This window comes from Exiguobacterium sp. s6 (assembly GCF_018618155.1).
Classification (GTDB): Bacteria; Bacillota; Bacilli; order Exiguobacteriales; family Exiguobacteriaceae; genus Exiguobacterium; species Exiguobacterium mexicanum_A.
This window is the reverse complement of record NZ_JACSLN010000001.1, coordinates 1,204,104-1,228,206: the sequence shown is the minus strand read 5'-3', so window position 1 is coordinate 1,228,206 and position 24,103 is coordinate 1,204,104. Positions and strand designations below refer to the sequence as shown.

Genomic DNA, 24,103 nt, shown 5'->3' with positions numbered 1-24,103 from the left:
GTAAGTATGAAGTAAAATGATTGGGATAACACCATAAACTATCCATAGTAAGTATTTCCTTCATTTTGAAATTTAATTCTCTGCGAAATGTTAATTGTAGAGATGAAGATTCATCGGAGTTGTTAAAAGCTAAATTTGACTTTACACGCACTAAACAAAAAGCTCTTATCAAGAATAAAAGAGCAACTACACATCCACCTGCTTACACAGTCGATGGTGACAAAAAGAAAGGTAAGGAATTCGTTAACGATACAATTAAATTGTTACTACGAACTTTTAATAACGAGTGTGATGTTATTACCTTTGGAGTCAAGCACACAAATTTTGAACGCTCCGTCGAAAAAGTTCAAAAAAGTTTTTATCAGCTAAACTCCTTAACAGATATGTAAACAGTCCTTATGACAACAGAGTACAAAAAACTAAAAGTCGATGAACCTACTATAATGCATAAATTTCGCGTGAAAAAGCAAGACAAGAAGAGAAAGAATAACAGCAGGCCATCAAAAATCAAATGCGCGAAGATGCTCGTATCTTGAAAAAGATTAAGGAGGCTCGGAAGAAGGTCGTGAAAGAAGAGACTCACTTCAAGACCGCCCAACTCGCTGCACGCACCAAAATCGAGAACGCGAGCGATTCTGAGCGCTCAGCACTTAAGGCCAAACTTCAAGAAGTCGAATAAATCAAGGGTGACATCGAGAATCGTGAGCGCAATACTCGTGCCAGTTACGTTTATGTCATCTCGAACATCGGGTCATTCGGGCAACATGTCTACAAAATCGGCATGACGCGTCGTCTTGATCCGCTCAATCGGAACCGTAGTCTCGAGAGCGCATCGATGCCGTTCACGTTTGACATACATGCCATGATTTCCTCAGAGGATGCGCCGAACCTCGAGAACAAACTACACAAACGTTTTGCCGACCGTCGCGTGAACCAGTTCAACTTCCGCAAGAAGTTCTTCAATTTCAACATCGACGAGGTCGCCGACGTCATCAAGCAAGAATTTGACCAGACGCTTGAGATCACTAAGTTGGCGCAGGCTGAGAAGTATAATCGTACATTACAAATCTTTCCTAAAAGTGAAGCTGCTGCATCCAACTAATAAAAAAATAGTTTGAGCAACCAAGACCCTCACAGGATCTTGGTTGCTTCAAATTCTCTGTGTGTTTTTAACTTAAGCATAAAAAAGAGCCTAGCGGCTCGAAGTATTATGCACCCATTATTAATATTCTTCTTGAATAACAGGTTTATTTTTTAACAAATTTCTTTATGATAGCTACACTTGAATTCCGATTCCCGCCTCACAGCTCCGGAAAGTTGTATTTTTGATAGATAAGAAACCTTTATTTTTTATAGCATCTTTGTTCCCTATTGAAGCTTCAATCGAATCAGGACTTATCTTGATTAAAGCACCTTTATAATATAAATTTGCTCTTAATTCAACAGTATTCTTTATTGAATTGACTTTAAAAATCAGATGGATTTTCCTAGAAGCTGAGTTAATTTTCAACTCTCCTTGACTCCATTGTAAATCCCAAACTTTATCGGTCTTTCTATTTACAATCCACTCGTTATCAATAATCTCTGCAATCAACACATTTTTCTCGTCATAGAATTTAATATTTAATAGTGGTCTTCCAAAATCATCTTTCTTTATCTCAATCAATGGAAATTCATTCACAGTAAAAATTTTTGGGACGTCTATAAAAGTACATGTTCCTAATTCAAACTTAAGTGTCTCATAGCTCCCCAACCAAAATTGACTTCTAATTTCTTCGTTTGATAAGTTAAACGGATTTTCTTTTCTAAAATATACCTCCTCCACGGGAATGATATTGTTGTGAAAACTATTGTGATGATTCCCACACAATGCAACCAAATTTTCTGCTTCGTGTTTTTTTACAGTTGCGTGAGGTATGATGTGGTGATATTCAATAATCGGCATTCCACAAAAAACACAACCAAATCCAGCTTCTGTTCTAATCTGTCTTTTAATTTTTGCAGGTATCGGATCTCTTCCACTTTTTTTGTTCATTTTCTTCACCTCTAATTTATTTTATGGAATGATTAGCAGTTTATTTAATTTGAAAACAACTTAAATAATCAATATATAGTATTAAATTACCACTTACCTATTAAAAAGTTAATTATTTAATGAAATATGTAAATAAAAGAAGTCGCTGGTACGAATTGGAGGCAAAAAAGGAGCCTTTCGGCTCGCAGATTGTAGACGTCATGGTGCTCGTCATAGATGAAATCTTTGGTCTTGAAGGCGCCTTTCTTGCACTTCGGGCGCGTGTACGGAAAGACCGGCAGGATTCCACGGTCAATCAGCAACTTGGCGATGGCGAGGTTTTTATAGGCGGAGTCGGCGGCGACGGCGAAAGGTTGAATCAGACGGTCGGAGACCTTGTCGAGCAGATCTGGGAACACGAGACTGTCGTGCACGTTCCCAGGTGTGACGATGGCACCGAGCACGAACCCATGGGCGTCGCTCGCCGCATGGACCGAGTAAGCGAACTGCTTCTCACGCTCGCCTTTCACGTAATATCCACTCTCAGGGTCTGTCGTGCTGACCTTGATTTCCTTCGTTTCCTCCGCCTGATTCTTTTTTGGCCCCAAGGGCTTCTTTCCACTCTCTTCGAGGTCTCGCTCGACCTCGGCATCTAGCTGTTCCTGATAGTGTTTCACCTCTTGCCGGACGGTCTTCTTGACGAGCTTCCGCTTGTTCGCGTTCGCTTTGACGTGTGTCGAGTCGACGAACAGGACGGCACGATCGATGAACCCGGCGTCCGCGGCCTGTTCAAGGATGTGATAGAAGATGTCGTCGAATATATTCGTGTACTGGAAGCGACGCACATAGTTCTTCCGAACGTTGAAAAATGTGGCACCTTGTCCGTGAACCCGAACCCGAGGAACCAACGGTACGCGACGTTCGTCTCGATCTCACGAATCGTCTGACGCATCGATCGGATACAGAACAGGTACTGAAGGAAGGCCATCTTGATAAGAACGATAGGGTCGACGCTCGGTCGCCCGCGGTCCTCAGAATACAGGTCCTCCACGAGCGGATAGATGAACCCAAAGTCGATCACCGCCTCAATTTCCCGGACTAGATGGTCCGCTGGCACGAGCTCGTCGAGCGTGACCATCTCCAGTTGCGTTCGATTGGTTTCCGATTCTGTTGATTTCCTGATCGTCCGATTCGCCTCCATGACTGGTTCTCTACATCTCATTATAAAAAGGAATGAGGGTACGAAAAGAGGGATTGATGTATGGACCGACCGAGAGGGCACGGCGAGACTTCTAGGGGAATAGCAAGCAAAGGGAGACCCAGCAGCGACAACGTCGCGATGCGGCTCCCTGCTTGCCCCCAGAAAAGCGAGCTGTGCCCGGTCGGGCAAATAAAAAAGACTGCAGACAATGTTTTGTCTACAGTCTGAAGAGCCTTTCGGCTCGTTATCCTTAAATCAATTCTACGTACATTTCATATACAATGTCTTTACAGGTAACACACACTTCGTCTAAAAGATCAGATGCTTTCTCTTGCGACAAATAGAGAATAGAGGCATTGCGGACATTTTCAAAAGCTTCATCAGACACATCGGCTAAAACCTTTGGACAATACCTAAAAGATGCAAAATCTTGTTGATTATAATTTTTATCTGGATTTAGTAGATGATGATAATCCACGAAGAAAGGATAAATCTCATCATTGTCGTTAACACCGCAAACTAAACGAATCCCTTTTGAAAAACCAAACTGCCATATGTTTCTGAGATACTCCGAAGAGTAATCAGCATCTGGATAGATCTCATTAATTATATCTTTTGCACGTTTTAATGCATTCCCATTCAGTACATGACAATGAGGAAATTGACGTGCATTTGGATTAGGGTAAAGACTTTTCCAATCCTTCATCAATTTCGGAAGTAAAGTCATCATTATGAAGGCTATCTTTTCAGCATATTGCTCTGCATCCTTCAGATAGGTTGTCATGCCGCCTCTGACTCTTGCTCCACGCATCCAATCCGGATTCGAGAGAAAAAATTGAGGATGATTAGCTTCACGTGGTAGTGTTGAAGATTTTATCTCTTTCTCAGGTAACTTTCCTCCATCTGCAAAAGGATTGATATCACGTATATTTTTTCGAATAGGTTCCGGCATTATTCTTTCCTCTTATAAACGAGATCCATAGGTCTCAAAAATAGTTTCATCGTTGATGATATTGTTACAGATGGCAATCGGTGAACGGTCTCCACGCGCCTCTATCCAAGGTTCTTCTTGATGACTGATAGACTCCAGCTGATTTCCGTTGTATTTGCCATAAACATCCCAAACTTGGAACAAAATTTCTAAAGTCTCAGCTGTAAACCCCACTTCACCAGGAACAAAGCTTTCATCTTTAGGAATGTTATTAGCTCCCCTATCCTTGAACTGATGATAAATTTTAGGGACGACTGGCCCATGTACCCATGCCTCGATTCGCTCGTCAAATAAGCGAATAGGAGCAGGGTTATCTGTCACTTTTTCATTTTCGAATACTAAGAACCACGAATAAGCATAATATAATAGTTTTTGAAGTTTTTTTGGTGTCATGTCATCCATACTTAAGAAAAATCTTACAATCTGTTGAACATCATACATAGTTATTCCCCCTTACTCAATAAATCACTTCCGCGCGTTCTTATTACACTTTACAGGAACGTACGTTCTCATTTTTCCCTTATGTTCGTATTAATAATAACAATAATGTTACAAAAATAGTTAACGAAAGTGCAGAAAAAAGTAAATAGTTTTATCTTTAGTATTTCCGAGGTCACAATTTGTTAAACTTGAGGTCACAAAAAAAACGAAAGTAAGTTCGTAATAATTGCCAATTTAGAAGGAGGTTGATGTGAATGGCAAACATCAAGAAAAACAAAAGAACGGCAAATCAGAGGTACGACTCTCTCTAAGGTACAATGAGGAAGGCAAGAGCGTTCAGCGCTACTTCTCCGTCCCCGACTAGTTGATCCGTTTCCTCGAAAGTCTCGTCTGCGGCAGAAGAACGACATGGTCAAGTTCGTATGGCGGAACGATGAGGAACTTGTCTGTCTCGGCAACAAGGGCACCTATGTCTGGTATTCTGGATTGCGAAGACGTCATAACTTGGCCGTCAAAGCAGCCAAGATTCCGAAAATCACTATTCACGAATTGCCGCATACACAAGCGACACTACTCATCAAGGCTGGAGTCCGCGTAAAGTTCATCCAAGAACGTTTGGGGCATGACGACGCCATAACGACGATGGATATCTACGCCCACGTATTGCACACTACTCAAGGGGAATACGGCCGAACTCTTCTCCTCCATGTTTGAAGACGTAAAAAAAACCGCTCTAGGGAGCGGTTTTCGTATGTCAGAGACAGAAAATAATTAAAAGTGTGCACTGACGACTTATTTTGAGTCAGCCGACTCAACAGGACGTCTCGGCGGACGCTTGCCGAAGAACTGGTAGTACTGCGTCTCAATATTTCCGTTGTACAGCTTACGGCGTTTCGTCGCCGGACGGCCGTACGCCTTCTCGAAGTCCTCATAGCTCGTCAACATGTAGACGCTATAGCCCGGATACTTGGCGAACTGTTGTCCGATCCGCTCGTACAGGTCGATAATCTCTTCTTCGGTCTGCAACCGTTCGCCGTATGGCGGGTTACCGATGATGACACCGTACTCTTCTTTCGGCTTCAAGGCAGCCGCGTCGCTGTGGACGAACGTGATGGCGTCACGGACGTCAGCGAGCTCGGCGTTGTCCTTGGCGAGCTTGACCATGCGTGGGTCGAGGTCGATGCCGTAAATTTTGAGCGGTTTGTCCCACTCCGCTTTCTCGTTCGCTTCATTGATGGCCTCATACCAAGCTTTCTTCGGTACGCACGGCCAGTCTTGTGAACAGAACTCACGGTTGAGACCAGGCGCGATGTTGCGGCCGATGAGCGCCGCCTCGATGGCGAGCGTCCCAGAACCGGTGAAGACGTCATAGAACGGCATGTCCGGCTTCCAGTTCGTCAGCTGGATCATCGCCGCGGCCATCGTCTCTTTGAGCGGTGCCTGTGAGTGAAGCTCACGGTACCCGCGACGGTGAAGCGCGTCACCTGACGTGTCGATCGTAATCGTCGCCACATCTTTCAACAAGGCGACTTCGATTGGATAGTACGCGCCTGTCTTCGGAAGCCACTCGCCCGGCTTGTCGTATCCGCGTTGCATCGCGTCGACGATCGCCTTCTCCGTGATCTTCTGACAGTCGCGGATCGAGAACAACTTCGACTTGACCGAGCGGCCGTCGACGATGAACCGGGCGTCCCACGGCATGAGATCCGTCCAAGGCAGTTCGACGACACCGTCGAACAGTTCCGTGAACGTCGTCGCTTTGAACTCGGCGACGACGAGCTTGACGCGGTCGGCCGTCCGGAGCCAAAGGTTGAGACGTGGAATGTCCTCCATCTCCGCGTCGATATAGACGCGTCCGTTCTCGACCTCACACGTGTAGCCGAGGTCACGTACTTCTTTGGCGACGAGAGCCTCGATGCCCATCGCCGCGGTGGCGATCAGTTTACGTTTTGCCATACTATCCCTACTTTCTATAGTGTAACTCCTAAAATGGTCATGTAAAAAGGAGCTCAAGTAGGATTGCTTGAACTCCTGGTCAATGTTAAATGAGAGACTATGCTGCCCTGTAAGCCATGTTCTGTACTCCGGTGCTCATAACGGTCTCCCTGGCACGATGGAGTGACAATCATCTATCTGCGCCGATTGGCGCCTTCCGTCCCGTTCGGTTCCAGTCAGGAAGTTCCCCTACCATAGTTTGGGTTTCTCGCTCGTGGGGTTTACCTCGTTCCACTCTGAACGTTTCCGATCAGACTCCGTCACTGTGGCACTTTCAAGAAGCTTGCACCATATCCGAGGACTTAGGTGCTTCTTCTGCCGTCAACTTGCGTTGCCTACACTTATCTTTTCGTGTAGCACGATCACTACAGCCATCACAGGCTGTGCGAGCATGGACTTTCCTCAAGACTTGCGTCCCGCGATTGCCCAGACCTCATAGTCACTTTATCCATTGTAGCGGATAACCCGAGAAATGACAACCGAGAACCTGAACTTGATTTTCATGGGCGTCAGCGCTAAAATAAGGCGTGTTCCATTGAACAAGGAGGGATTTTGATGCGTCAAGATGCAAAAAACGGTTGGATTCAACGACTGACCTATGTGATTGAAATCGATGACATTAAAGCGCTCCACCCGAACAACGGCGTGTTCGCCTTCTACCGGAATAATCGACTCGTTCGAGGATTCGAGCCGTTTGACATCAAAGCACCAAATGAATTGTCCAAACGTTCGTATCACTTCGACCATCATAACTTGGCCCACTTACAGGAACGTTTTCCTGAATCAATCCCGACGTTCGACGCGTCGACACAGACACGTCGCGCCTGGAGCGACGACGTCCGCGTCGGCCTCTGCGAGATCATCGTCGACGGGAAACTGAGTTTTGAACATATCGACGATAACGGCAACGTCTTAGAAGCGAATATCCGTTGGAGTGGTGAAGCCATCACGAAAGCATAAATCAACACCCGAAGCCAGCACTGGCTCCGGGTGTTTTTTTATGTCGATTCCGCCGAAGTATCCGTCTCGACTTGAACCGGTTGCGGCGCATATTTGACCGTCACCACTTTTTCAGTGACGTCGGTCGGCTTCAACAGCACCGTATAGGCCGATCCCGTGTCACCACGAACAGGGAACTTGCCCGGTACATGAAGCGCCTCATAGACGACTTTCTTGTTCGCGTCGAGCACGGTGACGACGCCTTTTCGGGACGTGGTCAACTCGAACGTCCCGTCATCGGCCGCTCTGACCGTGACTAACGGCTTGAGGGCGTTCACGTAGGTGAACGAACGATTGACCGAGCGCTTGTGTTTCCCGTCTGTGACGGTGGCATTCAGACGATATTTCCCACTCGGTAACCAATCTCCTCCGGCGTACATCGTGAACATCGATTTCCCGGCTGAGAGGGTCTTCACTTTGCGCGTTCCTTGATACAGCGTATACGTCGTCTTCAAACTCGACTTTTTCATGACCGTCAGTTTCGCTTCTTTCACATAGCGGCTCTTGAGTGTCGATGGTGCGGAGAGCGCGACCGGCCGTGGTGTCGCATCGATCAGCCGCTTCGTGTTGAGCTCGGTATATGTCTTCCCGCTCGCACGTGGCATTTTTTGAAGCAAAGCATCGATGTCGGCCGGCGTCAGGAACGGGTTGACCGATTTGACGAGCGCGATCCCAGCCGACACCATCGGCGCCGCCATCGATGTTCCGTCCATGTAGACGAAGCTATTTTTCACGCCGAGCGACAAGACATTCACCCCGGGCGCCACGATTTTGACTTGGCTGTCCATATTGCTAAAAGCAGCGACACGGCGGTTTGCGTCGATCGCCCCGACCGCGATGACTTCTTTCATATTCGCCGGGAACGACGTTTTCTTCTTCCCGTCATTCCCGGATGAGGCGACGATGACGACACCTTTGGCACGGGCCCGACGAATCGAGTCGGCGAGGACGCGGTCATAGTCTTGACCTCCGAGCGACATGTTGATGACGTTCGCCCCTTTCGCGACCGCCGTGTCCACCGCCTTGGCGACCGTCCAAGAATCCGTGTACTCCGAATTTTTGCCGTAAAAGACGTTATAAAAATGATAACGCACGTTTGGAGCGAGCCCTGCCATTCCGAACTTGTTGTGACGTCCGGACATGATGCCGGCCGTGTGCGTGCCGTGATAGTCGACACTATACGGGCCTTTCATCGAGTTGACGACACGCGGGACGTTATACAGCTCTTTATGACTCCGGTCGGCCGATGAATCGATTAAAGCGATAACGATGTCCGACGCCCCGCGGGTCGTATTCCACGTCAAGTCGGTACCCGTTTGCTTGATATAGTATTGATGACCGACCCTAGGCTCGGCCACGACATAGCCGTGCTTTTCCAACAGCACCGGTTTGGCCGCGTCCACAGACGTCGGGACAAGCAGCGCGAGCGCTGCTGCAATCATAATTTTTTTCATCGCCTTCCGCTCCAATCCACACTTCATAAGATGACCCCATTATCTCAAATCACGAGGTCGATTTCCCTTTTTTTCAAAAAATAGATTGTGACATTTTTGCGACGCTTACCAATAGTCCGGCTGGTCAGGGTCGTTCATCTCGTATTCAATGATTTTTCCGATCGTCAAATACGTGTAATAGCGCGCCAGCTCCGTCCGATACGGGTCAGGTGTGAATCCGTCCAAGTCCTCGCCGAGCGGTGAGCCGTCGATCGTCTCGAACTGTTGACAGAAGAACGATTCCGTCTCTTTGTCCCAGACGATATTGTCGCCGATATAGCCGCTCCCGAACCGGATATAATCGATGATGGAAGGCACGATCACCTCGGCCGGAAGCCGCTCACTCATGCGGCCGACCAATTCATAGCGGTCCCGATCGGCATACTCGGCTTGGTCGAGGGACGTACATTTCAAGACCTCTTTATTGATTTCAATCAAGACGACATAGTCCCCCGGATCAATCGATAGCTTCATCTCATCACCTCATCTCAACTTCCACATAGCTCTATCTTAACAAATATTCGTAACGAAACCGCGAAATCCTGTATGCCTGTAAAATTTTCCATCTGGTCGATTCATACAACATGACGAAATCTGTTTTTGGTATACTGAATGAGATGACATGAAGAGAGGAAGTGCAGTATGGCCAAACGCCCTTTGACCCCTCGCGAGAGTGAATTGATCGCCACGGCCTTGTTCGTCGTCGGGAACGTCCCTTACGTCGGGCACATCGACCGGCTCGAGTCGATCACGCTCCGGGATATCGCAGACGACTATTTGAGTGGAAAAAATTCCGTCGCCGACGCCGTCGAGGCGCTCGACCAATACATCTATGTCCGACGACACCGTTTCAAAAACGTCACGCCGAACAACCTTTGGACGCTTGACGATCGGACCGAGCAGGAGGCACTCCGCTATATCGTGCGCCGGCCTGAGCTGAAGAAAGGCGAGACGCTCAGCAAAAAGGATCAACCGTTCACTGTGGGCCAAGATATCGAGTTCAAGGTCGATAAACAGCTCGATCGTGGTCAGTTCCGGATTTACATCGGTAAACTGAACGGCTACACGGCGAAAGCCCAGTCGAAAGATAAAGAAAAACTCAAATCGGTCAAAGGATGGATCACCCACCTCGACCGGAAAGACCGACTCGTCTTTGTCAACATTTCCGAGTTCGGGCGCGAACCGATCGACCCGGCCGCCAAAGTCCGGCTTGAGTCGATGAGCGCCGCGCTGCTCGGCTGGTTCGCCACCGCCACGTTACCAACCGAGGATGAAGCGATGACGGCCAAACAGATGATTGCCACGCTCCAGCGCCGTGACCAACCGTACTGGTTCACGTTGACCGTCGCGATGAACCAGCCGAAGCCCGAGCACGTCAAGCGGTGGGGCACAGTCGTCAACCTGCTCGTCAAGGCGAGCGCCGGCGACGCTTCTGCTCTTGAGACACTCGAGGCGCAAGAAGACAAGTATTTCAAAGATGCCTTTTTGCGGGCGCTTCGGGCCTTGCATAAAGAACTGACCAAAACGACATAACATGCAGGTGACCTGCCACGGGTCACCTGTTTTCGGTGTCGTGATAGAAAGGAAGAGAGCGATGCACGTACTGATTGTAGAGGACGATTTGGCTATCCTTCGCCTCGTTGAGACCACGCTACAACGAGCCGGACATACGGTGACAGCGGTCATGGATGGGGCCGACGCCGAGCGACTGTTTATGGCGAACCCTGCCGATGCCGCGATCATCGACATCTTGCTGCCCGGCCTCGACGGACGGACGCTCTGCTCACGTCTGAAGCAACTGACGGACATTCCCGTCATTTTATTGACCGCCCTCGGGGAATGGGAAGAAAAACGAAGCGGCTTCGAACACGGGGCCGATGATTATATGACAAAACCGTTCATCCCGGAAGAGCTGCTGTTCCGCCTTCAAGCCGTCGCAAAACGTTACGCCAAAAATGCGGCCACACTCGTCACAGTCGGACCGCTCAAGCTCGACTTGCGCGATTATCGCCTTGAACTGAACAATGAGACGATCCACCTGCCGAAAAAGGAGTTCGAGCTGCTCTATCAGCTGGCGGCGTTCCCGGGCCGGGTGTTCACCCGGGATGAATTAATCGAACAAGTATGGGGCCTTGACTTTGAGGGCGATGACCGGACCATCGATGTGCACATCAAACGGCTCCGAGGCCGCTTGCATGACGACACGATCATGATTCGAACGGTTCGGGGCGTCGGCTATACGCTCGAGGTCTCGCCATGAAGACGCTCTATACCCGGATCGTCCTGACCGTGTTCATGATTTTGCTCTTGTCCGGCGCCATCGCCCTTCTCGTCAGCAATGTCGCCTATTACGTCTGGTGGCAGCCGTCCTACAGCGAAAAGACCGAACAGACGGCACAAGCCGCCCTTGACTACTTCGAGACGCATACGGACGGTGAGGCATCGGCCTTTTATCGTTTGCTCGCTCAGACGGGCTATCAACTCCTCGTCGTGCGTCCTGACGGTGAGATCGACCGCTATGGAGGTTCGTTTCGGGACGAGCAACTCGACGAAGCCGTCATCGCCTCGGTCCGGTCCGGCGAACGCTACGACGGGATGCGCGCTTATCCGTTCCACTTGTTTTGGCTCGGCTTGTTCGACAATGAAGTCGTCAACACGTATGGCTTCAGCCTGGACGGGGAAGATGCCGTCTTCATCCGCCCCGACCTTGGCGCCCAAATCCGAGAATTGCACTTGTTCGTCGGCTTGTTCTTTGCACTCCTGACCGGGCTCGCCTTCATCTTGATCGCCCTATCGACAAGCCTGATCGTCCGACCGGTGCGCACATTGACGGATGCGACTCGCTCCGTCGCATCCGGGGCCCGTCCGCTCGATCTCCCGACCGAGCGCAACGATGAGATTGGAACCCTCGCCCGTCGTTTCTCTGACATGGTCGACTCACTTGAGAAATCCGAGGGTGAACGGCGTCGCTTTGTCTCAAGCGTCTCGCACGAATTCCAAACACCGCTCACCTCAATCAAAGGCTACGCCTCGGAACTGGCCGCCCGAACCGAAGGGGACGCCTTGATGTATGCCGGGATCATTCGTGACGAGACGGATCGCCTCTCGGATTTGACAAAACAGTTGCTCCTGCTCGCCCGGCTCGACGAGTCGAACGTGTCGCTCTCCGAACAAGTCGATGTGAGCGCATCGATCGAGGACGTCATTCGTCGCCATGCGTTCCAGCTGGATGAGAAAGGGATCGCCGTCGCGACAGAGCTTGACACATCGCTCGTCGTGACCGGCGACCCGCTCTTATTGGCCCAAGTCTGGACCAACTTGTTGACGAACGCGATTCACGCCTCTCATGACGGGGGGCTGATCACCATCAAAGCGTATGCAGCCGATCGTCCGACTGTCTCGATTCAAGATGCCGGCGTCGGAATGGATGAGGCGACGCAGTCACGCCTATTCGAACGTTTCTATAAAGGAGATGTCTCTCGGACCGGCCGGGGCACCGGTCTCGGACTTGCTATTGCCCAAGACATCGTCCGCCTGCATGGCGGTGAGATGACGGTCGAATCCCATCTCGGGACAGGAAGCACCTTTTACGTCCGGTTTTAGTCCCGTTCATATTCTGTTCATATCCGTCAGTTATGCTTCCTTCATCGCTATGAAGGAGGCTTTTTTGTATGAATTTAGCATTTAAAGAAATGTGGCGGCAAAAACGAAAATTTTCATTAATTTTTGTCATCACCCTACTCATCGTCTTATTGTCGACGTTGATCACCGGGCTTGCCGATGGGCTCGCCTATGACAACGGGGCCAGTTTGCGTGAACTCGACACCGAGACGTTTCAGTTGGCTGAGGATGCGGACGGGCAACTGACCCGCTCGTTCATCGAACTGCCGACGCCAGAAACGCTTACACCGCTCGGGGTCAAACCGTTGACACTCGTCGATGGGACCGTGAAACAGGACGCCACGCTATTCACGTTACCGCGGGATTCTGACATCGGGCCCGCCCTCGACCTCGCCGTCGGCGAAGTCCTCGTCGATCCAAGCTTTCTCGGGGACTTTAAACTCGGGGACACGATTCAAGATTTCACGACCGGCTACTCATTCACCATCGCGGGGACGACGGACGGACGTTACAGTCATGCACCCGTCATGTGGGCATCGATGGAGACGTGGGAGGCGTTCCAGGCAGACAGCGGACAACCCGAATACGTCTCGGCCTGGCTCGGGGAAACTGAGACGTCGCTCGCAACGCTCTCCAAACAAGACGTCGTCGAGGCCGTACCGGGCTATACAGCCGAACAAGGCACGTTCACGATGATGCGCGGCTTCTTGTTGTTCATCGGTGCGTTCATCTTGACCGCATTCTTTTATATGTTGACGCTCCAGAAACTGCCAGAACTCGGAATTTTGAAAGCGATCGGGATTCGCCCTCGTGTGATCGGCACGGCGCTCGTCACGCAAGTCATGGCAACGGTGCTCGTCGCGAGCCTGTCGGCAGCCGCCTTGACGGCCCTCGTCGCCTCGTTCGTCCCAACCGATATCCCATTCCGTTTCGATGCGGGACATGTGCTGCTCTACAGTGTGATCATGTTCGGGCTCTCACTCATCGGTACGTTGTTACCGCTTTGGAAACTGCGTCATCTTGACGCCGCCGACGCTTTAGGAGGGACATTACAATGAAATTGATGAACATCAGCCACGCCTATGACGGACAATCTGTGTTGCGTGGAATCGATTTGCAGGTCGATGCCGGGGAATGTATCGGCATCATCGGACCGAGCGGCAGCGGGAAAAGTACCTTGCTCCAAATTCTCGGACTATTGAAACGACCGGTCTCGGGACAGGTCGAGCTCGAAGGACGAGACTTGCTCGGCGCCACTGAAGAAGAGCGACGCCTCTTGAGACTGAACGAAATCGGATTTGTATTCCAGCAAGCACATCTCGTCCCTTACTTGACGGTCCGGGAACAACTCGAGCTCGTCCAGGCCGAGAGCGAGTCGAAACAAGATCCGATTCGGTTGCTCGACGCGCTCGGTTTGGGGCATCGTCTCGACCAGTTGCCAGGGCAACTGTCCGGAGGGGAACGTCAACGTGTCGCGGTCGCTCGGGCCTTGGTCAATCGCCCCCGACTTATATTGGCCGATGAGCCGACGGCGAGCCTCGATTATGAGAATGGCCGACGGGTGATGGAGTTGCTCGTTACTGAGGCACGGATGAGTGCGCGACGGGTCATCGTTATCACCCATGACGAACGGATGCTCGACGTTTGTGACCGGGTCCTCATGCTTCAAGACGGTCTGCTCCAACCGTCGCCCCGGCATTAAAACAGGGAAGACCGCGATTGAGGCGGCCTTCCCTGTTGTTTGTCAGATGACGTGCGCGTGAAGTGGCTCCTCAATCGATGCACTTACGAGTTTTCCTAAATGATGCGTCAACCAGGCGTTGAAACCGATGATGAGTGTCATGTTCCCATGCTCGTCGATTCCGGCCGAATCGACCCGGATTAGTCTTTCCTCGATATGTTGTGAGACGAGAGTGATGCGGGCGAGCGCTAGGACTGATTGGAAGACCTCGTCCGCCGATGACCCAATCGCTTGCGCCACGTCCGACACGGACAGTTCAATCGGTCGTGCCGGCTCAAGCACATAGCGGTCAATCAGCACATCGAGTACCATCGCATGCTGACGATGGCCGTTGACCGGGGCACGATAGAAGGTCACCCCTTCGGCGGTCTTGTAATCCACCTGCCCCGTCAAGCACGCTTGCAGCAACTGATCCATCACTTCTCGCCCCATCGCTTCGTATCCTCCCGCTTCACCTTGATGATTGTCTGGTTCCATCATAGCAAGACGATACTAATTAAACGAACGGGACAATCATCGGTAAGACCTCTGCTTAACGGCATGAACCCGCCGTCAAACCGACACTGCGCGTGAACTATCGTCACGTTTTCGGGTACAATAATGGAGAAAGGAGCGGTTCAGATGCAGAAGAAATGGAAAGTTGGACTTGCAACACTATTCACTGGCTACTATGCCATCAGTTATTATGCGTTCAAGCGCATGACGCGAGGCAAACGCAAGACGCCAGAGATGCTCTTGGCCCCGTACACGAAAGAAGATCAATCGTTTTATCATGACGTGCCGTTCGAGCACGTCTCGCTCCGTTCTCAGGATGGCTACCGGCTGTATGGACGCGTCTACCGCAATGAAGGGTCGACGAAATGGATCGTGTTCGTTCACGGCTATACCGCCTCCCACAGTTTCATGGCCCCGCATTTGGCGATGTTCCATCGCCTCGGGTACAACCTTCTCGCTGTCGACTTGAGATCGCACGGTGAGTCCGAGGGCGTATACGCCTCTTATGGTTATCACGAAAAGCATGACATCACCGATTGGGTCGACTGGTTGCGGGCCAATGAAGTGGTCACGGAAGTCGGGTTGCACGGTGTCTCGATGGGAGCTGCCTCGATTTTACAGGCCGGACCGTTAACCGACGTCGACTTCTTGATCGCCGAATGTCCGTTTGACGATATGAGACAGCTCATGCGCCATCAGTTGAACGTGTTGCATCGGTTGCCCGGGGACCTGCTCTTGCCAGGGATCAACTATTTCTTGTGGACGCGGGCCGGTTTCCGGATGCATCAAGTCCGGCCCAAACACGATCTCGCCGCGATTGACGCGCCCGTCTTGTTCATCCACGGGACGAAAGATGATTTCGTGCCGACGTGGATGTCGGTCGAGATGAACGCGCTCAACCGGCAAAACGAGTTAGCCCTCATCCATGGGGCCGAGCACACAAACTGTATCTTGAAAGATCAACCCGCCTATGAGGCGGCCGTCAGTCAGTTTCTGAATCGACGACGTGAATCGGCCCGGCGATAAGGTCGAGCAAGGCATGGACGACCATCACTGGCCATAATACACCCATCGCCAAGTACAAATAGCCGAGTCCCCAGCCGACGATCCCGGTGACCAGGACGCCCCTGACGCCTTGATAAGCGTGGGCCAACCCGAACAAGGCGCCGCCGATGAAGGCGAGTGTCAGGGACGAGACGTCAAGATAGAGACTGACGGTGTAGAGGAGCACACCACGGAAGATGAACTCCTCGGTCACACCTGCCGTCCACGAGACGGCGCTCCACGCCTTCGCCTCAATATCCGTCCGCGGCAAGAGCAACCGCTCGATTTCGAGCTCATAGTACGGACGTAACCGCCGCCGTAATCGAGACGAGGTTTTGACGAGTAAATAGAACGCCAGCAGCACGGAGATGAGGATGGTCGTGAAAAAGAAATACTTCCAAGCGGACATGTCCCCTTCGACCGGGGCGAATCCGAGACCGACCATGTCTGGCGGGACGTCGAACAAGAAGACGAGGGCGAGCAAAAGCAGGCTGAGCCCCCACGACGACTTGACTGTCTGTTCATAGACACGTCCACGACCGAGCGTTTCGATCATCGGCTTCATCAACCGGGCGTTGAACAATTGAACGATCAACAAATACATGAGAATGATGGTAAAGACGGCCTGTTCGAGCATCTATATCCACTCCTGTCCTTCCTGTTAGCTATATGCTACACTATTCGGGTATTGTCTAGAAAGCTAGGAGGCGGAATCTTGAAACGATTGATTTTGCGACTGACCGGTCTCATGCTTGTGATCGTGCTGTGCCTCGGCGCAATCGGCTGGTTTGGTCAACATGATAAAGTGAACAACGCCCTGTACCGGGCCTATTACGGGGACCATGGCGTCCCGTCCGTCCATCGCGATGTGTATGAGGATGCCGCGGCCACGTATGACGTCGATTGGCGCTTACTTGCCGCCGTCCATCGCGTCGAGACGATTTTCTCCCACAGTTCATCGATGCGTTCATCGGTCGGGGCGATCGGACCGTTCCAATTCATGCCGCGGACGTGGCTCGGCTGGCAATATGACACGGACGATCAAAAAGGCGATGTCCCTGAGGACGAAGTCGATTTGACGGATCTCGCGCTCATTGAACAGTACGGCGGTCTCGGACGCGATGGCAACAATGATGGCAAAGCCGACCCGCACAGTCTCGTCGACTCGGCCCATACGGCCGCTTACTATTTGAGCGAGCACGGCGGGACGAAGGCAGACACGACGGACTCGATTCGAAACGCCATCTTCGAGTACAACCGCAGTGAACAGTATGTCAATGATGTGATGTCGTTTTATGAGTCATATCAAACCGATGTGTCTTATTTACCGGATGACAAGGCGTCGGCAACCCAAAGTGTCGCGCGCTACACAATCCGCTACTTGGAATGGTTCGCAGGCTGGGTCTGACCCGGCACTATTTGATTAAAAGTGAGGAAACCTTATGAACACCCATATCGAGGAAGTGACGATTCGTGTCAAGTCGGTCTTCAATGAGGACAAGACGAAGCGCTACTTGCGTTCGTACGAATTCACAGATGTCGTCGACGGCGTCATCTGTGCCGTCATCATCTACTCGCCCCGGATGAGCGATGCTTTCTTGTCCGGTACGACAACGCAGCGGGCGTATATGCTCATGCGGAACCATCTCGATCAACCGATCCGTGAGATGCGCGTCATCAGCCTCGTCCCGACACTCGCCATCAATGACAATCTGCCGTACGTCGAATCGCAACTCGACGAAGTCAACTTTCATTACGTTGAGGAAACGCTCGACGAGGTCGAGGCGAGCGGAGGTATGATTATCGTCGGCTGGGGCTCTCCGGGACGCTTGATGCATCATGCCACCCCGTATAAGGCGCTCTTTGCCGATCATGAGGCGCATATGTTCTGTATCGGCACGACTTCCAAAGGCGAGCCGCAACAGATTCGTATGGCCAACGAAAACACCGTGCTCGAGGCGTTCAATAACGAATCGATCAAACCGAAATTTAGAATCGTAAAAGAAACGAAACAAGACGACTCCGAGTGAGTCGTCTTGTTTCGTTTATATGCCAATCCATACGCTCACTCCAAACAATAGGAGCAAAAGCGACGCCAACAGAAAGTCGTTCCTGGTGACGGGGACAACCTCGTACGTCGCTCGAGGTTCCCCCGTAAACCCACGTGCTTCCATCGAGAACGCGATTCGTTCCGCTTGGCGAATCGATCCAGCAAGAAGCGGAACGATTAATTTGGGGACGTGGCGGATGTGATCGAGTCTCGTCTCCAAACGTACGCCTCGTAGCGCATGCGTTTCATATAGTTGCATCAGTTCTTTTTTTAGAATCGGAAAGAAACGAAAACCGACGAAGACACTATATGCGATTTTTGGTGATAGCTTTCCTTGTTGCATCAAACTGTAGACGAACCGTTTCGGGTCCGTCGTCAGCGTGAACAGAAGCGACAAGGCTGTGAATGCCAACACACGTAAGGAGAGCGTCGCTGCTAGCATCACATTCTCATCGGTCACATCATTGCCAAACAGCTTGAACACGACATCTCCGCTTGATTGCTTTCCAAAGACGAGCGTCGTCCACAATGTCCCGAGCGCGGTCAATAAAAATGGGATCATGAACAACCCCCATCTTCTCCAGCTCACAGCAGAGAATAGCGTTTGAAGTGTAACTGTACCGAGAAAAACAGCAAGCGGAGTCCAAGGGTTATACATGAAGGCGAGACCGAACATGAGACATGCCACGGTCAGAAATTTAATCGTCGGGTTCATCTCATGAAATGTCATCGCGATTCCTCCATCAATAAGCCGTGGGTGCGTAGTAATTCTTTTTCATCCCAGAGTGAAGCGTCATATGGCCCACTCAAGTCGCCGTCACACATCAAATAATATGTGTTCGCAATCCGCGCGAAGCTGAGGTCGTGCGTCACAAACAAAATCGTCTGGCCGGATCGTATTCGTTCGACCATTAAGTCATAGAGCGCACGAAGCGATACCTCGTCTTGTCCGGCAGTCGGTTCATCAAACGCAATCAGTTGTTTATTAGACAGCATCATCACTCCGATGGCGAGCCTTCGTTTTTGACCGTGACTAAGGGAGAGTGGATGGTGGTCACGCACTGATTCGAGCCCGAGCCGCGTTAAGACGTCCTCAATCGGGCGATTATGGCCATATGCGAGTTCTCGGGTCACATCATTCGTAACGAATAGATGCGCCGGTGATTGCGGGACGAGGCCGACTTCACGATGTTTCCGGGCTAGGCTTCGCAGCCATGTCGACTTTCCGCTACCATTTCGACCGAGTACCGCAATGAGATCACCCTCAGCGACCTTTAACTCGCTCGCTGCTAATTGAAATGTTTTTCGTTTTAATTCCGGTATGTGAAATAACATTTTCTTTCCTTGTTCAACTTTAATTGGAGAGAACGCATAATCTGGTCGGACGATGAACGGTCCATCATAGTCGATGCGCCCACTCACGAGCTTTATTTGTCGGTCAAAAAAATCACCCCATATGTATGGCCGATGCTCGATGACGACAACGTTTACGGTCTGTGCGACGCCGTCGAGCCAACGAACGAAATGATGGGCGGTCTCAGGATCGAGGTGAGCGAGCGGCTCATCGAGGAGGAGCCACTCGGGGCGGCCAATCAAGGCACAAGCGACGGCAATTTGCTGCTTCTCACCCCCCGATAGGTCATGAATGGTACGGTGACGATAATCGGTCAAATGCAACGCCTCTAACATTGTGGTGACACGGGCCATCATCTCGTCTCTCGCGACGGCAAAGTTTTCGAGCGTGAAAATCAATTCTTCTTCGACCGTCTGCATGACGAACTGACTGTCCGGGTCCTGAAAGACCGTTCCGATGCGCCGGTTCACTTCGCCAGCTTCATACGTATCATAAGAGCGATCGAACAAGTGCAGTCTGCCCGTCACGATGCCATCACAATTGTCCGGATAGAGACGATTCATCAAAGCGAGCAATGTTGATTTTCCCGACCCACTTGCCCCTGTAATGACCGTTCTCCCTTTTGTTAGACGTAGTGTGATATCCGTCAAGACATCGCATTTCTTGTTCGGATAACGAAATGTCAGATGTTCTGCCTCAACCATGCATACGGTCCTGTCGCGCGAGGGCATACCCATCAAGCGCGCCCGTCCGAAGCAACAAGTCGCTCAAAATCTTACCGCCCAGACCAGCAATCAACATCCCGCTCGTTGCGCGTAGTGCGAACATCGTAGCCACATATGTCGGACTGAGGGCATTGAGCCCTCCCATGACGTACGTATACGCGAAACTTGTCACAGCAGCACTGAATCCGGCGAGCATGAGCACCCAAAGATCATAGCGTTTATAACCCGTCAAAGCGAACGCCGCTTCGGCGCCGATCCCTTGAACGATCCCAACTAAAATGATGCGCGGTCCGATGGCGTTGCCAATCATCATCTCAATCGTCGCCGCAAGCACTTCGGACAAGAATGCAGCCCCAGGCTTGCGAATGATATAAGCTGCGATAATCGAGACGATGAACCATATCCCAAAAATCCATTCGTAGGCGATTGGTCCAATCAGACCGGCCCACAAGTTACCAGCATGGACGAACGCCAAATAGACCACCGCGAACACGACCGATAAAATCGACAACAAGACGATTTCTTTTAACTTCCACGATTTAAGCATCCATGCGTCCCTCGTGTGACGGGCTGTTCACGCTGAACGTCACCGTCATGACGACGTGGCTTGTCTTCTGTCGGACGCGATCAAACGTCGCCTCATAGAAAGCGAACACCGGCTCGATGTCCCCATGTATGCCTGAGGCGTAATGCATCGAGTCATTGAAGACACCCCGCTCTTTCGCAAAAGCGATTTCTTCGTAGATGATGTCCATGTAGTTCTCATCACCGAGCGGATAGAGCGCGAACTGTGAAGAGACATATTGCGGACCGACGGGACCATTAAGCGGTTCGCTCGACACAACGAGCACTTCATCTCCGGCCGTATCCCCTGGACACCCGACCGAGAACGTCCCGCTCATCGACACATGTTCCCCTGTCTTCGTCGCGTGTGACAGCACGGTCTTAGCCACATCGAATACATGCTCACTTCGTCCACGGATGACCGTCGACACGTCATCGGTATGTCGCCAGACGTTTTGTAAATCCGTCTCCTTCAACGCCCCTTTGATGATGCTCACGAAATCAGTCGTCATCGGGCTCAGTGTAAAGCGGAACCCGACGATCGGGCTCGTTCCACATTGTTTGTTCATGTTCTATTCCCCCTTATTATGTGTACACAAAAAAGCCGCATCCATGAGAATGCGGCCACTCGTCCAATTTTAATCCATTAGAAAAAGTGCCACACTTCCTCACGCCGGTATTACCCGGATCGAGTCATAAGGGATTGGAGCCATGCTCACATCTCAGCCGAAGCACCCCTAGTGTAGTCCAATGTATGCGGTTGTTCATGCAAGAATCAGTATAGACGACCGCTTTCATTTTGTAAACGGTCTTATGAGAACGTGACGACCTCGTTCCCCGGAAGTGTGTCCCGGAGCGTCGACCAATCCAGCGCCATCTCCTCATCTGTCAGCAGACAGTGATCGAGCTCTTGTTCGATGATGGCTCGATCCATCCGCTGCCCAATCAAGACGAGCTCCGTCTGTCGGTCCCCGTACGGTTCGACATAGTCGGCGGCGAGTTCCGGTTCGGCCGCGAACATGTGACGGCGCTCTTCTTCCGGAAGCGTCGCGAGCCAGCGTCCGGCATGTTCGAGCGTCGAGGCGTAACCCGCTTGTGAAAACAGACAGGCGAGGTCGTTCCGTGAAGCGATCCATAAAAACCCTTTCGCACGGACGATTTCTTCCGGAAACGTCTCAATCCAGGCATGGAGACGCTCCGGGTGGAACGGCCGACGCCGACGGTAGACGAATGAGCTGATGCCATACTCTTCCGTCTCCGGCGTGTGCACATCTGTCTCAAGTTCTTGAATCCACCCGGCCGCATGCATCGCCTGTTCGAAATCGAACAAATTGACATCCAACAGCTCGGTCAATTCCACGTTCGCATGGACAGACGTCAACAGCTTCGCGGTTGGGTTGAGCGCCTTCAACAGTCCGGTCATCTCGCCGAGTTCGGTCTCGGTCACGCGATCCGCCTTGTTCAAGACGATGATATCGGCGAATTCGACTTGGTCGACGAGCAGGTCGACGACTTCGCGGACGTCCGTCGCCTCGATCGCCTGCTTGCGTTCATGGAGCGACTCGCCCGAGTTGAAATCTTTTAAGAACCGAAACGCATCGACGACGGTCACCATCGCATCAATATAGACTCGGCTCGTCAAATCGATGCCGAGGGCGTCATCGGCATATGTAAACGTTTGGGCGACCGGGATCGGCTCTGAGATACCGGACGACTCGATGATGATTCCGTCGAGGTCCCGGTCGTTCGCAAGCTCTGCTACCGCCTCGAGCAGGTCCTCACGGAGCGTGCAACAGATGCAGCCGTTCGATAGTTCGACCAACTTTTCGTCCGTCCTTGAAAAACCGCCCTGTTCAATCAATCGCTCATCGATATTCAACTCGCTCATGTCGTTGACGATGACGGCGTATTTCTTGCCCGTCCGATTGTTCAATATGTGGTTCAATAGTGTCGTCTTACCGCTTCCTAAATAACCGGACAGCACGGTGATCGGGATTCGTCTCATTCTACCCACTCCTAAATCGTAATGATTACTTTTTAGATAATGACGGGTCGGTGACGTCTTGTCAAGAAAAAAACACGCCCGTTTCCGGACGTGTTCTCCTGCCTATTCCTCTAACGCCTTGCGTTCGGCCTCTGAGCGTGGATAGGCGTTCGCCTGCCATTCGGCTCGATAAATCGAGTCGAGCTGGGTCAGACCGACCTCATCCGCGTCCTTGTCGGCATCCACACTCGGCGTCTCATCCCACCGCGGATTCAAATACGTATGATCGTCTTCCCGGTTTGCCTCCAACAGCTTTTGAATCCCGACCCGGGCGACCGCCGCGAGCGCCAAACCGATTCCCGCACGAACGAGCAATCGTTTTACCATCTTCGTACCTCCTTATCGACCAAACCGATAGAGCGGCATCCCTTTCACATCTGTATCAATTTTAAAGACCGACCCTGCGTCCGGATGGGCCTCGAGCGCCGCGTCATCCATTCCTTCGCGCGCCGTCGTGATCGCAAGTTGTTTCAAGTCATCACCGACGAAACAGCATGACGTGACGTTCGGGGCCGGCACGAGCACCTCGAGCACTTTTTCACCCGTCTTCGGGTTCCAGCGCGAGACGCGTCCGCCCGCGAAGTGGGCAATCCATAAAAAGCCGTCCTCATCGGATGTCATGCCGTCCGGGAATCCTTCCTCATCTTTGAAATCGATGACGACTTCCCCATCCCCGAGTGTTCCTGTTTTCAAGTCGAACGGGTATTTGCGGACCGTCTCGGTCGGTGTATCGATATGGTAGAATGTCGAGTGGTCCGGAGACCATGTCAGACCGTTCGACAGCGTCAGTTCACTGAGCATGACCTCGGTCGTGCCGTCACGGTTCAAGCGATAGAGCGTCGCCTCGTTCTCCTCGTCGTTGAGATGAAGCGTCCCGGCAAAGATTCGTCCGTACGGGTCGGCCTTTCCGTCGTTGAAGCGAAGATCCCCTTCCGGGTCATCGAGTTCGACGAGTTTATCGAGTCGCTTCGATCCCTCGTCCCATTCATAGATGCCGTCTTTCAAGCCGACGACGACGCCGTCTGTCACTTTCGGGACCGCAAACCCGATCTGTTGTCCCATATCGAACGATGACAGCTCGTCTTCCTTTTCGTCGTACCACCAAAGTGTGTGTCCTTCGATGTCGACCCAATAGAACCGTTTCAGTTCAGCATCCCAACACGGGCCTTCCCCAAGTGTATTTCTGACTCGAATCCATAACGCAGCGTTTACTGTCTCCATTGAATTGCCTCCACTCTCTACATTGATTTCAACTGACTATTCCCTGAGCGGACGAGGTCTATTCAAGATTTTTCAAAATCGTTCCGCAGAGTTAGGGGCGATGTCCGTCT

The 24,103-nt window shown here is 51.4% G+C and carries 28 protein-coding genes, 1 other RNA gene, 1 pseudogene and 1 riboswitch; of the genes and pseudogenes, 13 read left to right on the top strand and 17 right to left on the bottom strand.

Features of this window, described 5'->3' with window-relative positions; all coding sequences use genetic code 11:
* The first annotated feature begins 119 nt into the window (after nucleotides 1-119).
* The 3 genes from KNP75_RS06355 (at nucleotide 120) to KNP75_RS06345 (ending at nucleotide 1,102) form a co-directional block, all read left to right on the top strand.
* A complete protein-coding gene (locus KNP75_RS06355; protein ID WP_034777675.1) occupies nucleotides 120-389 on the top strand; it encodes an SNIPE associated domain-containing protein in 270 nt (89 codons plus the stop codon).
* Nucleotides 390-532: 143 nt separating this feature from the next.
* The gene (locus tag KNP75_RS06350) at nucleotides 533-679 is read left to right on the top strand and encodes a hypothetical protein (protein WP_200881485.1); all 147 of its coding nucleotides are present in this window, start codon (nucleotides 533-535) and stop codon (nucleotides 677-679) included.
* Nucleotides 680-781: 102 nt separating this feature from the next.
* Nucleotides 782-1,102 carry a GIY-YIG nuclease family protein gene (locus KNP75_RS06345; protein WP_235420196.1) on the top strand — a complete coding sequence of 107 codons (321 nt, stop codon included), beginning with the start codon at nucleotides 782-784 and terminating at the stop codon, nucleotides 1,100-1,102.
* A gap of 174 nt (nucleotides 1,103-1,276) precedes the next feature.
* Here the strand turns inward: KNP75_RS06345 and KNP75_RS06340 are convergent, their stop codons facing one another.
* From KNP75_RS06340 to KNP75_RS06325, 4 genes and pseudogenes are all read right to left on the bottom strand, one after another.
* Complete coding sequence (locus KNP75_RS06340; RefSeq protein ID WP_034777676.1) at nucleotides 1,277-2,035, bottom strand: HNH endonuclease; 759 nt, start codon at nucleotides 2,033-2,035, stop codon at nucleotides 1,277-1,279.
* 191 nt (nucleotides 2,036-2,226) lie between these two features.
* Nucleotides 2,227-3,215 (bottom strand): annotated as a pseudogene (locus KNP75_RS15685) (IS1182 family transposase); the annotation flags it as partial.
* A gap of 250 nt (nucleotides 3,216-3,465) precedes the next feature.
* Nucleotides 3,466-4,167 carry a hypothetical protein gene (locus tag KNP75_RS06330; protein ID WP_215190050.1) on the bottom strand — a complete coding sequence of 234 codons (702 nt, stop codon included), beginning with the start codon at nucleotides 4,165-4,167 and terminating at the stop codon, nucleotides 3,466-3,468.
* 12 nt (nucleotides 4,168-4,179) lie between these two features.
* Nucleotides 4,180-4,647, bottom strand: a complete 468-nt coding sequence (locus KNP75_RS06325) for a Panacea domain-containing protein (protein WP_034777678.1) — start codon at nucleotides 4,645-4,647, stop codon at nucleotides 4,180-4,182.
* A 408-nt stretch (nucleotides 4,648-5,055) separates the two neighbouring features.
* Here KNP75_RS06325 and KNP75_RS06320 point away from each other — a divergent pair, with 408 nt between their 5' ends.
* Nucleotides 5,056-5,361: a tyrosine-type recombinase/integrase gene (locus KNP75_RS06320; protein WP_034777679.1), complete on the top strand. Its 306-nt coding sequence runs from the start codon at nucleotides 5,056-5,058 to the stop codon at nucleotides 5,359-5,361.
* A 78-nt stretch (nucleotides 5,362-5,439) separates the two neighbouring features.
* On the opposite strand, the gene KNP75_RS06315 is transcribed toward KNP75_RS06320, so the two are convergent.
* Together KNP75_RS06315 and rnpB are read right to left on the bottom strand one after the other, a co-directional pair.
* Nucleotides 5,440-6,603: a THUMP domain-containing class I SAM-dependent RNA methyltransferase gene (locus tag KNP75_RS06315; RefSeq protein ID WP_034777680.1), complete on the bottom strand. Its 1,164-nt coding sequence runs from the start codon at nucleotides 6,601-6,603 to the stop codon at nucleotides 5,440-5,442.
* Nucleotides 6,604-6,708: 105 nt separating this feature from the next.
* An RNA gene (gene rnpB, locus KNP75_RS06310) (RNase P RNA component class B) lies at nucleotides 6,709-7,076 on the bottom strand.
* Nucleotides 7,077-7,197: 121 nt separating this feature from the next.
* On the opposite strand from rnpB, the gene KNP75_RS06305 reads away from it, so the two are divergent.
* Nucleotides 7,198-7,602, top strand: coding sequence for a hypothetical protein (locus tag KNP75_RS06305; protein ID WP_034777681.1), 405 nt, complete (start codon nucleotides 7,198-7,200; stop codon nucleotides 7,600-7,602).
* Nucleotides 7,603-7,640: 38 nt separating this feature from the next.
* Here the strand turns inward: KNP75_RS06305 and KNP75_RS06300 are convergent, their stop codons facing one another.
* Nucleotides 7,641-9,122, bottom strand: a complete 1,482-nt coding sequence (locus KNP75_RS06300) for a S8 family peptidase (protein WP_251128200.1) — start codon at nucleotides 9,120-9,122, stop codon at nucleotides 7,641-7,643.
* A gap of 78 nt (nucleotides 9,123-9,200) precedes the next feature.
* Nucleotides 9,201-9,608: a hypothetical protein gene (locus KNP75_RS06295; RefSeq protein ID WP_034777682.1), complete on the bottom strand. Its 408-nt coding sequence runs from the start codon at nucleotides 9,606-9,608 to the stop codon at nucleotides 9,201-9,203.
* 168 nt (nucleotides 9,609-9,776) lie between these two features.
* Here KNP75_RS06295 and KNP75_RS06290 point away from each other — a divergent pair, with 168 nt between their 5' ends.
* The 5 genes from KNP75_RS06290 (at nucleotide 9,777) to KNP75_RS06270 (ending at nucleotide 14,457) form a co-directional block, all read left to right on the top strand.
* Nucleotides 9,777-10,667 (top strand): hypothetical protein, encoded by an 891-nt coding sequence (locus tag KNP75_RS06290; RefSeq protein WP_215190049.1) that lies wholly within the window; start codon nucleotides 9,777-9,779, stop codon nucleotides 10,665-10,667.
* A gap of 61 nt (nucleotides 10,668-10,728) precedes the next feature.
* Nucleotides 10,729-11,394, top strand: a complete 666-nt coding sequence (locus tag KNP75_RS06285) for a response regulator transcription factor (protein WP_215190048.1) — start codon at nucleotides 10,729-10,731, stop codon at nucleotides 11,392-11,394.
* A complete protein-coding gene (locus KNP75_RS06280) occupies nucleotides 11,391-12,737 on the top strand; it encodes a sensor histidine kinase (RefSeq protein ID WP_215190047.1) in 1,347 nt (448 codons plus the stop codon). Before KNP75_RS06285 ends, KNP75_RS06280 begins: the two co-directional genes overlap by 4 nt.
* Before the next feature lie 68 nt (nucleotides 12,738-12,805).
* Nucleotides 12,806-13,813, top strand: a complete 1,008-nt coding sequence (locus tag KNP75_RS06275) for an ABC transporter permease (RefSeq protein WP_138859379.1) — start codon at nucleotides 12,806-12,808, stop codon at nucleotides 13,811-13,813.
* Complete coding sequence (locus KNP75_RS06270; RefSeq protein WP_215190046.1) at nucleotides 13,810-14,457, top strand: ABC transporter ATP-binding protein; 648 nt, start codon at nucleotides 13,810-13,812, stop codon at nucleotides 14,455-14,457. The genes KNP75_RS06275 and KNP75_RS06270 overlap by 4 nt, the downstream gene beginning before the upstream one ends.
* 42 nt (nucleotides 14,458-14,499) lie before the next feature.
* Here KNP75_RS06270 and KNP75_RS06265 read toward each other — a convergent pair whose 3' ends face one another.
* Complete coding sequence (locus KNP75_RS06265; protein ID WP_215190045.1) at nucleotides 14,500-14,928, bottom strand: hypothetical protein; 429 nt, start codon at nucleotides 14,926-14,928, stop codon at nucleotides 14,500-14,502.
* Between the two features lie 189 nt (nucleotides 14,929-15,117).
* Between KNP75_RS06265 and KNP75_RS06260 the strand changes: the two genes are divergently transcribed.
* Nucleotides 15,118-16,017 (top strand): alpha/beta hydrolase, encoded by a 900-nt coding sequence (locus KNP75_RS06260; protein WP_215190044.1) that lies wholly within the window; start codon nucleotides 15,118-15,120, stop codon nucleotides 16,015-16,017.
* Here KNP75_RS06260 and KNP75_RS06255 read toward each other — a convergent pair.
* A complete protein-coding gene (locus KNP75_RS06255; RefSeq protein WP_215190043.1) occupies nucleotides 15,974-16,672 on the bottom strand; it encodes a CPBP family intramembrane glutamic endopeptidase in 699 nt (232 codons plus the stop codon). The two genes, KNP75_RS06260 and KNP75_RS06255, sit on opposite strands and share 44 nt — an antisense overlap.
* Nucleotides 16,673-16,750: 78 nt before the next feature.
* On the opposite strand from KNP75_RS06255, the gene KNP75_RS06250 reads away from it, so the two are divergent.
* The gene (locus tag KNP75_RS06250) at nucleotides 16,751-17,443 is read left to right on the top strand and encodes a lytic transglycosylase domain-containing protein (protein ID WP_233004295.1); all 693 of its coding nucleotides are present in this window, start codon (nucleotides 16,751-16,753) and stop codon (nucleotides 17,441-17,443) included.
* A 34-nt stretch (nucleotides 17,444-17,477) separates the two neighbouring features.
* Complete coding sequence (locus KNP75_RS06245) at nucleotides 17,478-18,065, top strand: DUF1643 domain-containing protein (RefSeq protein WP_034777694.1); 588 nt, start codon at nucleotides 17,478-17,480, stop codon at nucleotides 18,063-18,065.
* Nucleotides 18,066-18,080: 15 nt separating this feature from the next.
* On the opposite strand, the gene KNP75_RS06240 is transcribed toward KNP75_RS06245, so the two are convergent.
* The 7 genes from KNP75_RS06240 to KNP75_RS06210 all read right to left on the bottom strand — a co-directional run bounded on the left by KNP75_RS06240 (nucleotide 18,081) and on the right by KNP75_RS06210 (nucleotide 23,993).
* Entirely contained in the window at nucleotides 18,081-18,815 is a 735-nt protein-coding gene (locus KNP75_RS06240; RefSeq protein ID WP_138859376.1) for an energy-coupling factor transporter transmembrane component T family protein, read from the bottom strand.
* A complete protein-coding gene (locus KNP75_RS06235) occupies nucleotides 18,812-20,143 on the bottom strand; it encodes an ABC transporter ATP-binding protein (RefSeq protein ID WP_034777698.1) in 1,332 nt (443 codons plus the stop codon). Before KNP75_RS06235 ends, KNP75_RS06240 begins: the two co-directional genes overlap by 4 nt.
* Entirely contained in the window at nucleotides 20,136-20,711 is a 576-nt protein-coding gene (locus KNP75_RS06230) for an ECF transporter S component (RefSeq protein WP_034777699.1), read from the bottom strand. Before KNP75_RS06230 ends, KNP75_RS06235 begins: the two co-directional genes overlap by 8 nt.
* On the bottom strand, nucleotides 20,704-21,297 hold the full coding sequence (locus tag KNP75_RS06225) for a YkoF family thiamine/hydroxymethylpyrimidine-binding protein (RefSeq protein ID WP_034777701.1): 594 nt from the start codon (nucleotides 21,295-21,297) through the stop codon (nucleotides 20,704-20,706). The genes KNP75_RS06230 and KNP75_RS06225 overlap by 8 nt, the downstream gene beginning before the upstream one ends.
* Before the next feature lie 79 nt (nucleotides 21,298-21,376).
* Nucleotides 21,377-21,477, bottom strand: a riboswitch (TPP riboswitch).
* 62 nt (nucleotides 21,478-21,539) lie between these two features.
* Nucleotides 21,540-22,733, bottom strand: a complete 1,194-nt coding sequence (locus KNP75_RS06220; protein ID WP_034777702.1) for a GTP-binding protein — start codon at nucleotides 22,731-22,733, stop codon at nucleotides 21,540-21,542.
* Nucleotides 22,734-22,835: 102 nt separating this feature from the next.
* Entirely contained in the window at nucleotides 22,836-23,099 is a 264-nt protein-coding gene (locus KNP75_RS06215) for a hypothetical protein (RefSeq protein ID WP_034777704.1), read from the bottom strand.
* A 12-nt stretch (nucleotides 23,100-23,111) separates the two neighbouring features.
* Nucleotides 23,112-23,993: an SMP-30/gluconolactonase/LRE family protein gene (locus KNP75_RS06210; protein WP_034777705.1), complete on the bottom strand. Its 882-nt coding sequence runs from the start codon at nucleotides 23,991-23,993 to the stop codon at nucleotides 23,112-23,114.
* Nucleotides 23,994-24,103: the final 110 nt, after the last annotated feature.

Bases quoted from the DNA above. Each gene is read 5' to 3' on its own strand.
- KNP75_RS06345 (WP_235420196.1), top strand. From the start codon at position 782: ATGACGCGTCGTCTTGATCCGCTCAATCGGAACCGTAGTCTCGAGAGC.
- KNP75_RS06340 (WP_034777676.1), bottom strand. From the start codon at position 2,035: ATGAACAAAAAAAGTGGAAGAGATCCGATACCTGCAAAAATTAAAAGA.
- KNP75_RS06330 (WP_215190050.1), bottom strand. From the start codon at position 4,167: ATGCCGGAACCTATTCGAAAAAATATACGTGATATCAATCCTTTTGCA.
- KNP75_RS06325 (WP_034777678.1), bottom strand. From the start codon at position 4,647: ATGTATGATGTTCAACAGATTGTAAGATTTTTCTTAAGTATGGATGAC.
- KNP75_RS06320 (WP_034777679.1), top strand. From the start codon at position 5,056: ATGGTCAAGTTCGTATGGCGGAACGATGAGGAACTTGTCTGTCTCGGC.
- KNP75_RS06315 (WP_034777680.1), bottom strand. From the start codon at position 6,603: ATGGCAAAACGTAAACTGATCGCCACCGCGGCGATGGGCATCGAGGCT.
- KNP75_RS06305 (WP_034777681.1), top strand. From the start codon at position 7,198: ATGCGTCAAGATGCAAAAAACGGTTGGATTCAACGACTGACCTATGTG.
- KNP75_RS06300 (WP_251128200.1), bottom strand. From the start codon at position 9,122: ATGAAGTGTGGATTGGAGCGGAAGGCGATGAAAAAAATTATGATTGCA.
- KNP75_RS06295 (WP_034777682.1), bottom strand. From the start codon at position 9,608: ATGAAGCTATCGATTGATCCGGGGGACTATGTCGTCTTGATTGAAATC.
- KNP75_RS06290 (WP_215190049.1), top strand. From the start codon at position 9,777: ATGGCCAAACGCCCTTTGACCCCTCGCGAGAGTGAATTGATCGCCACG.
- KNP75_RS06285 (WP_215190048.1), top strand. From the start codon at position 10,729: ATGCACGTACTGATTGTAGAGGACGATTTGGCTATCCTTCGCCTCGTT.
- KNP75_RS06280 (WP_215190047.1), top strand. From the start codon at position 11,391: ATGAAGACGCTCTATACCCGGATCGTCCTGACCGTGTTCATGATTTTG.
- KNP75_RS06275 (WP_138859379.1), top strand. From the start codon at position 12,806: ATGAATTTAGCATTTAAAGAAATGTGGCGGCAAAAACGAAAATTTTCA.
- KNP75_RS06270 (WP_215190046.1), top strand. From the start codon at position 13,810: ATGAAATTGATGAACATCAGCCACGCCTATGACGGACAATCTGTGTTG.
- KNP75_RS06265 (WP_215190045.1), bottom strand. From the start codon at position 14,928: ATGGGGCGAGAAGTGATGGATCAGTTGCTGCAAGCGTGCTTGACGGGG.
- KNP75_RS06260 (WP_215190044.1), top strand. From the start codon at position 15,118: ATGCAGAAGAAATGGAAAGTTGGACTTGCAACACTATTCACTGGCTAC.
- KNP75_RS06255 (WP_215190043.1), bottom strand. From the start codon at position 16,672: ATGCTCGAACAGGCCGTCTTTACCATCATTCTCATGTATTTGTTGATC.
- KNP75_RS06245 (WP_034777694.1), top strand. From the start codon at position 17,478: ATGAACACCCATATCGAGGAAGTGACGATTCGTGTCAAGTCGGTCTTC.
- KNP75_RS06240 (WP_138859376.1), bottom strand. From the start codon at position 18,815: ATGACATTTCATGAGATGAACCCGACGATTAAATTTCTGACCGTGGCA.
- KNP75_RS06235 (WP_034777698.1), bottom strand. From the start codon at position 20,143: ATGGTTGAGGCAGAACATCTGACATTTCGTTATCCGAACAAGAAATGC.
- KNP75_RS06230 (WP_034777699.1), bottom strand. From the start codon at position 20,711: ATGCTTAAATCGTGGAAGTTAAAAGAAATCGTCTTGTTGTCGATTTTA.
- KNP75_RS06225 (WP_034777701.1), bottom strand. From the start codon at position 21,297: ATGAACAAACAATGTGGAACGAGCCCGATCGTCGGGTTCCGCTTTACA.
- KNP75_RS06220 (WP_034777702.1), bottom strand. From the start codon at position 22,733: ATGAGACGAATCCCGATCACCGTGCTGTCCGGTTATTTAGGAAGCGGT.
- KNP75_RS06215 (WP_034777704.1), bottom strand. From the start codon at position 23,099: ATGGTAAAACGATTGCTCGTTCGTGCGGGAATCGGTTTGGCGCTCGCG.
- KNP75_RS06210 (WP_034777705.1), bottom strand. From the start codon at position 23,993: ATGGAGACAGTAAACGCTGCGTTATGGATTCGAGTCAGAAATACACTT.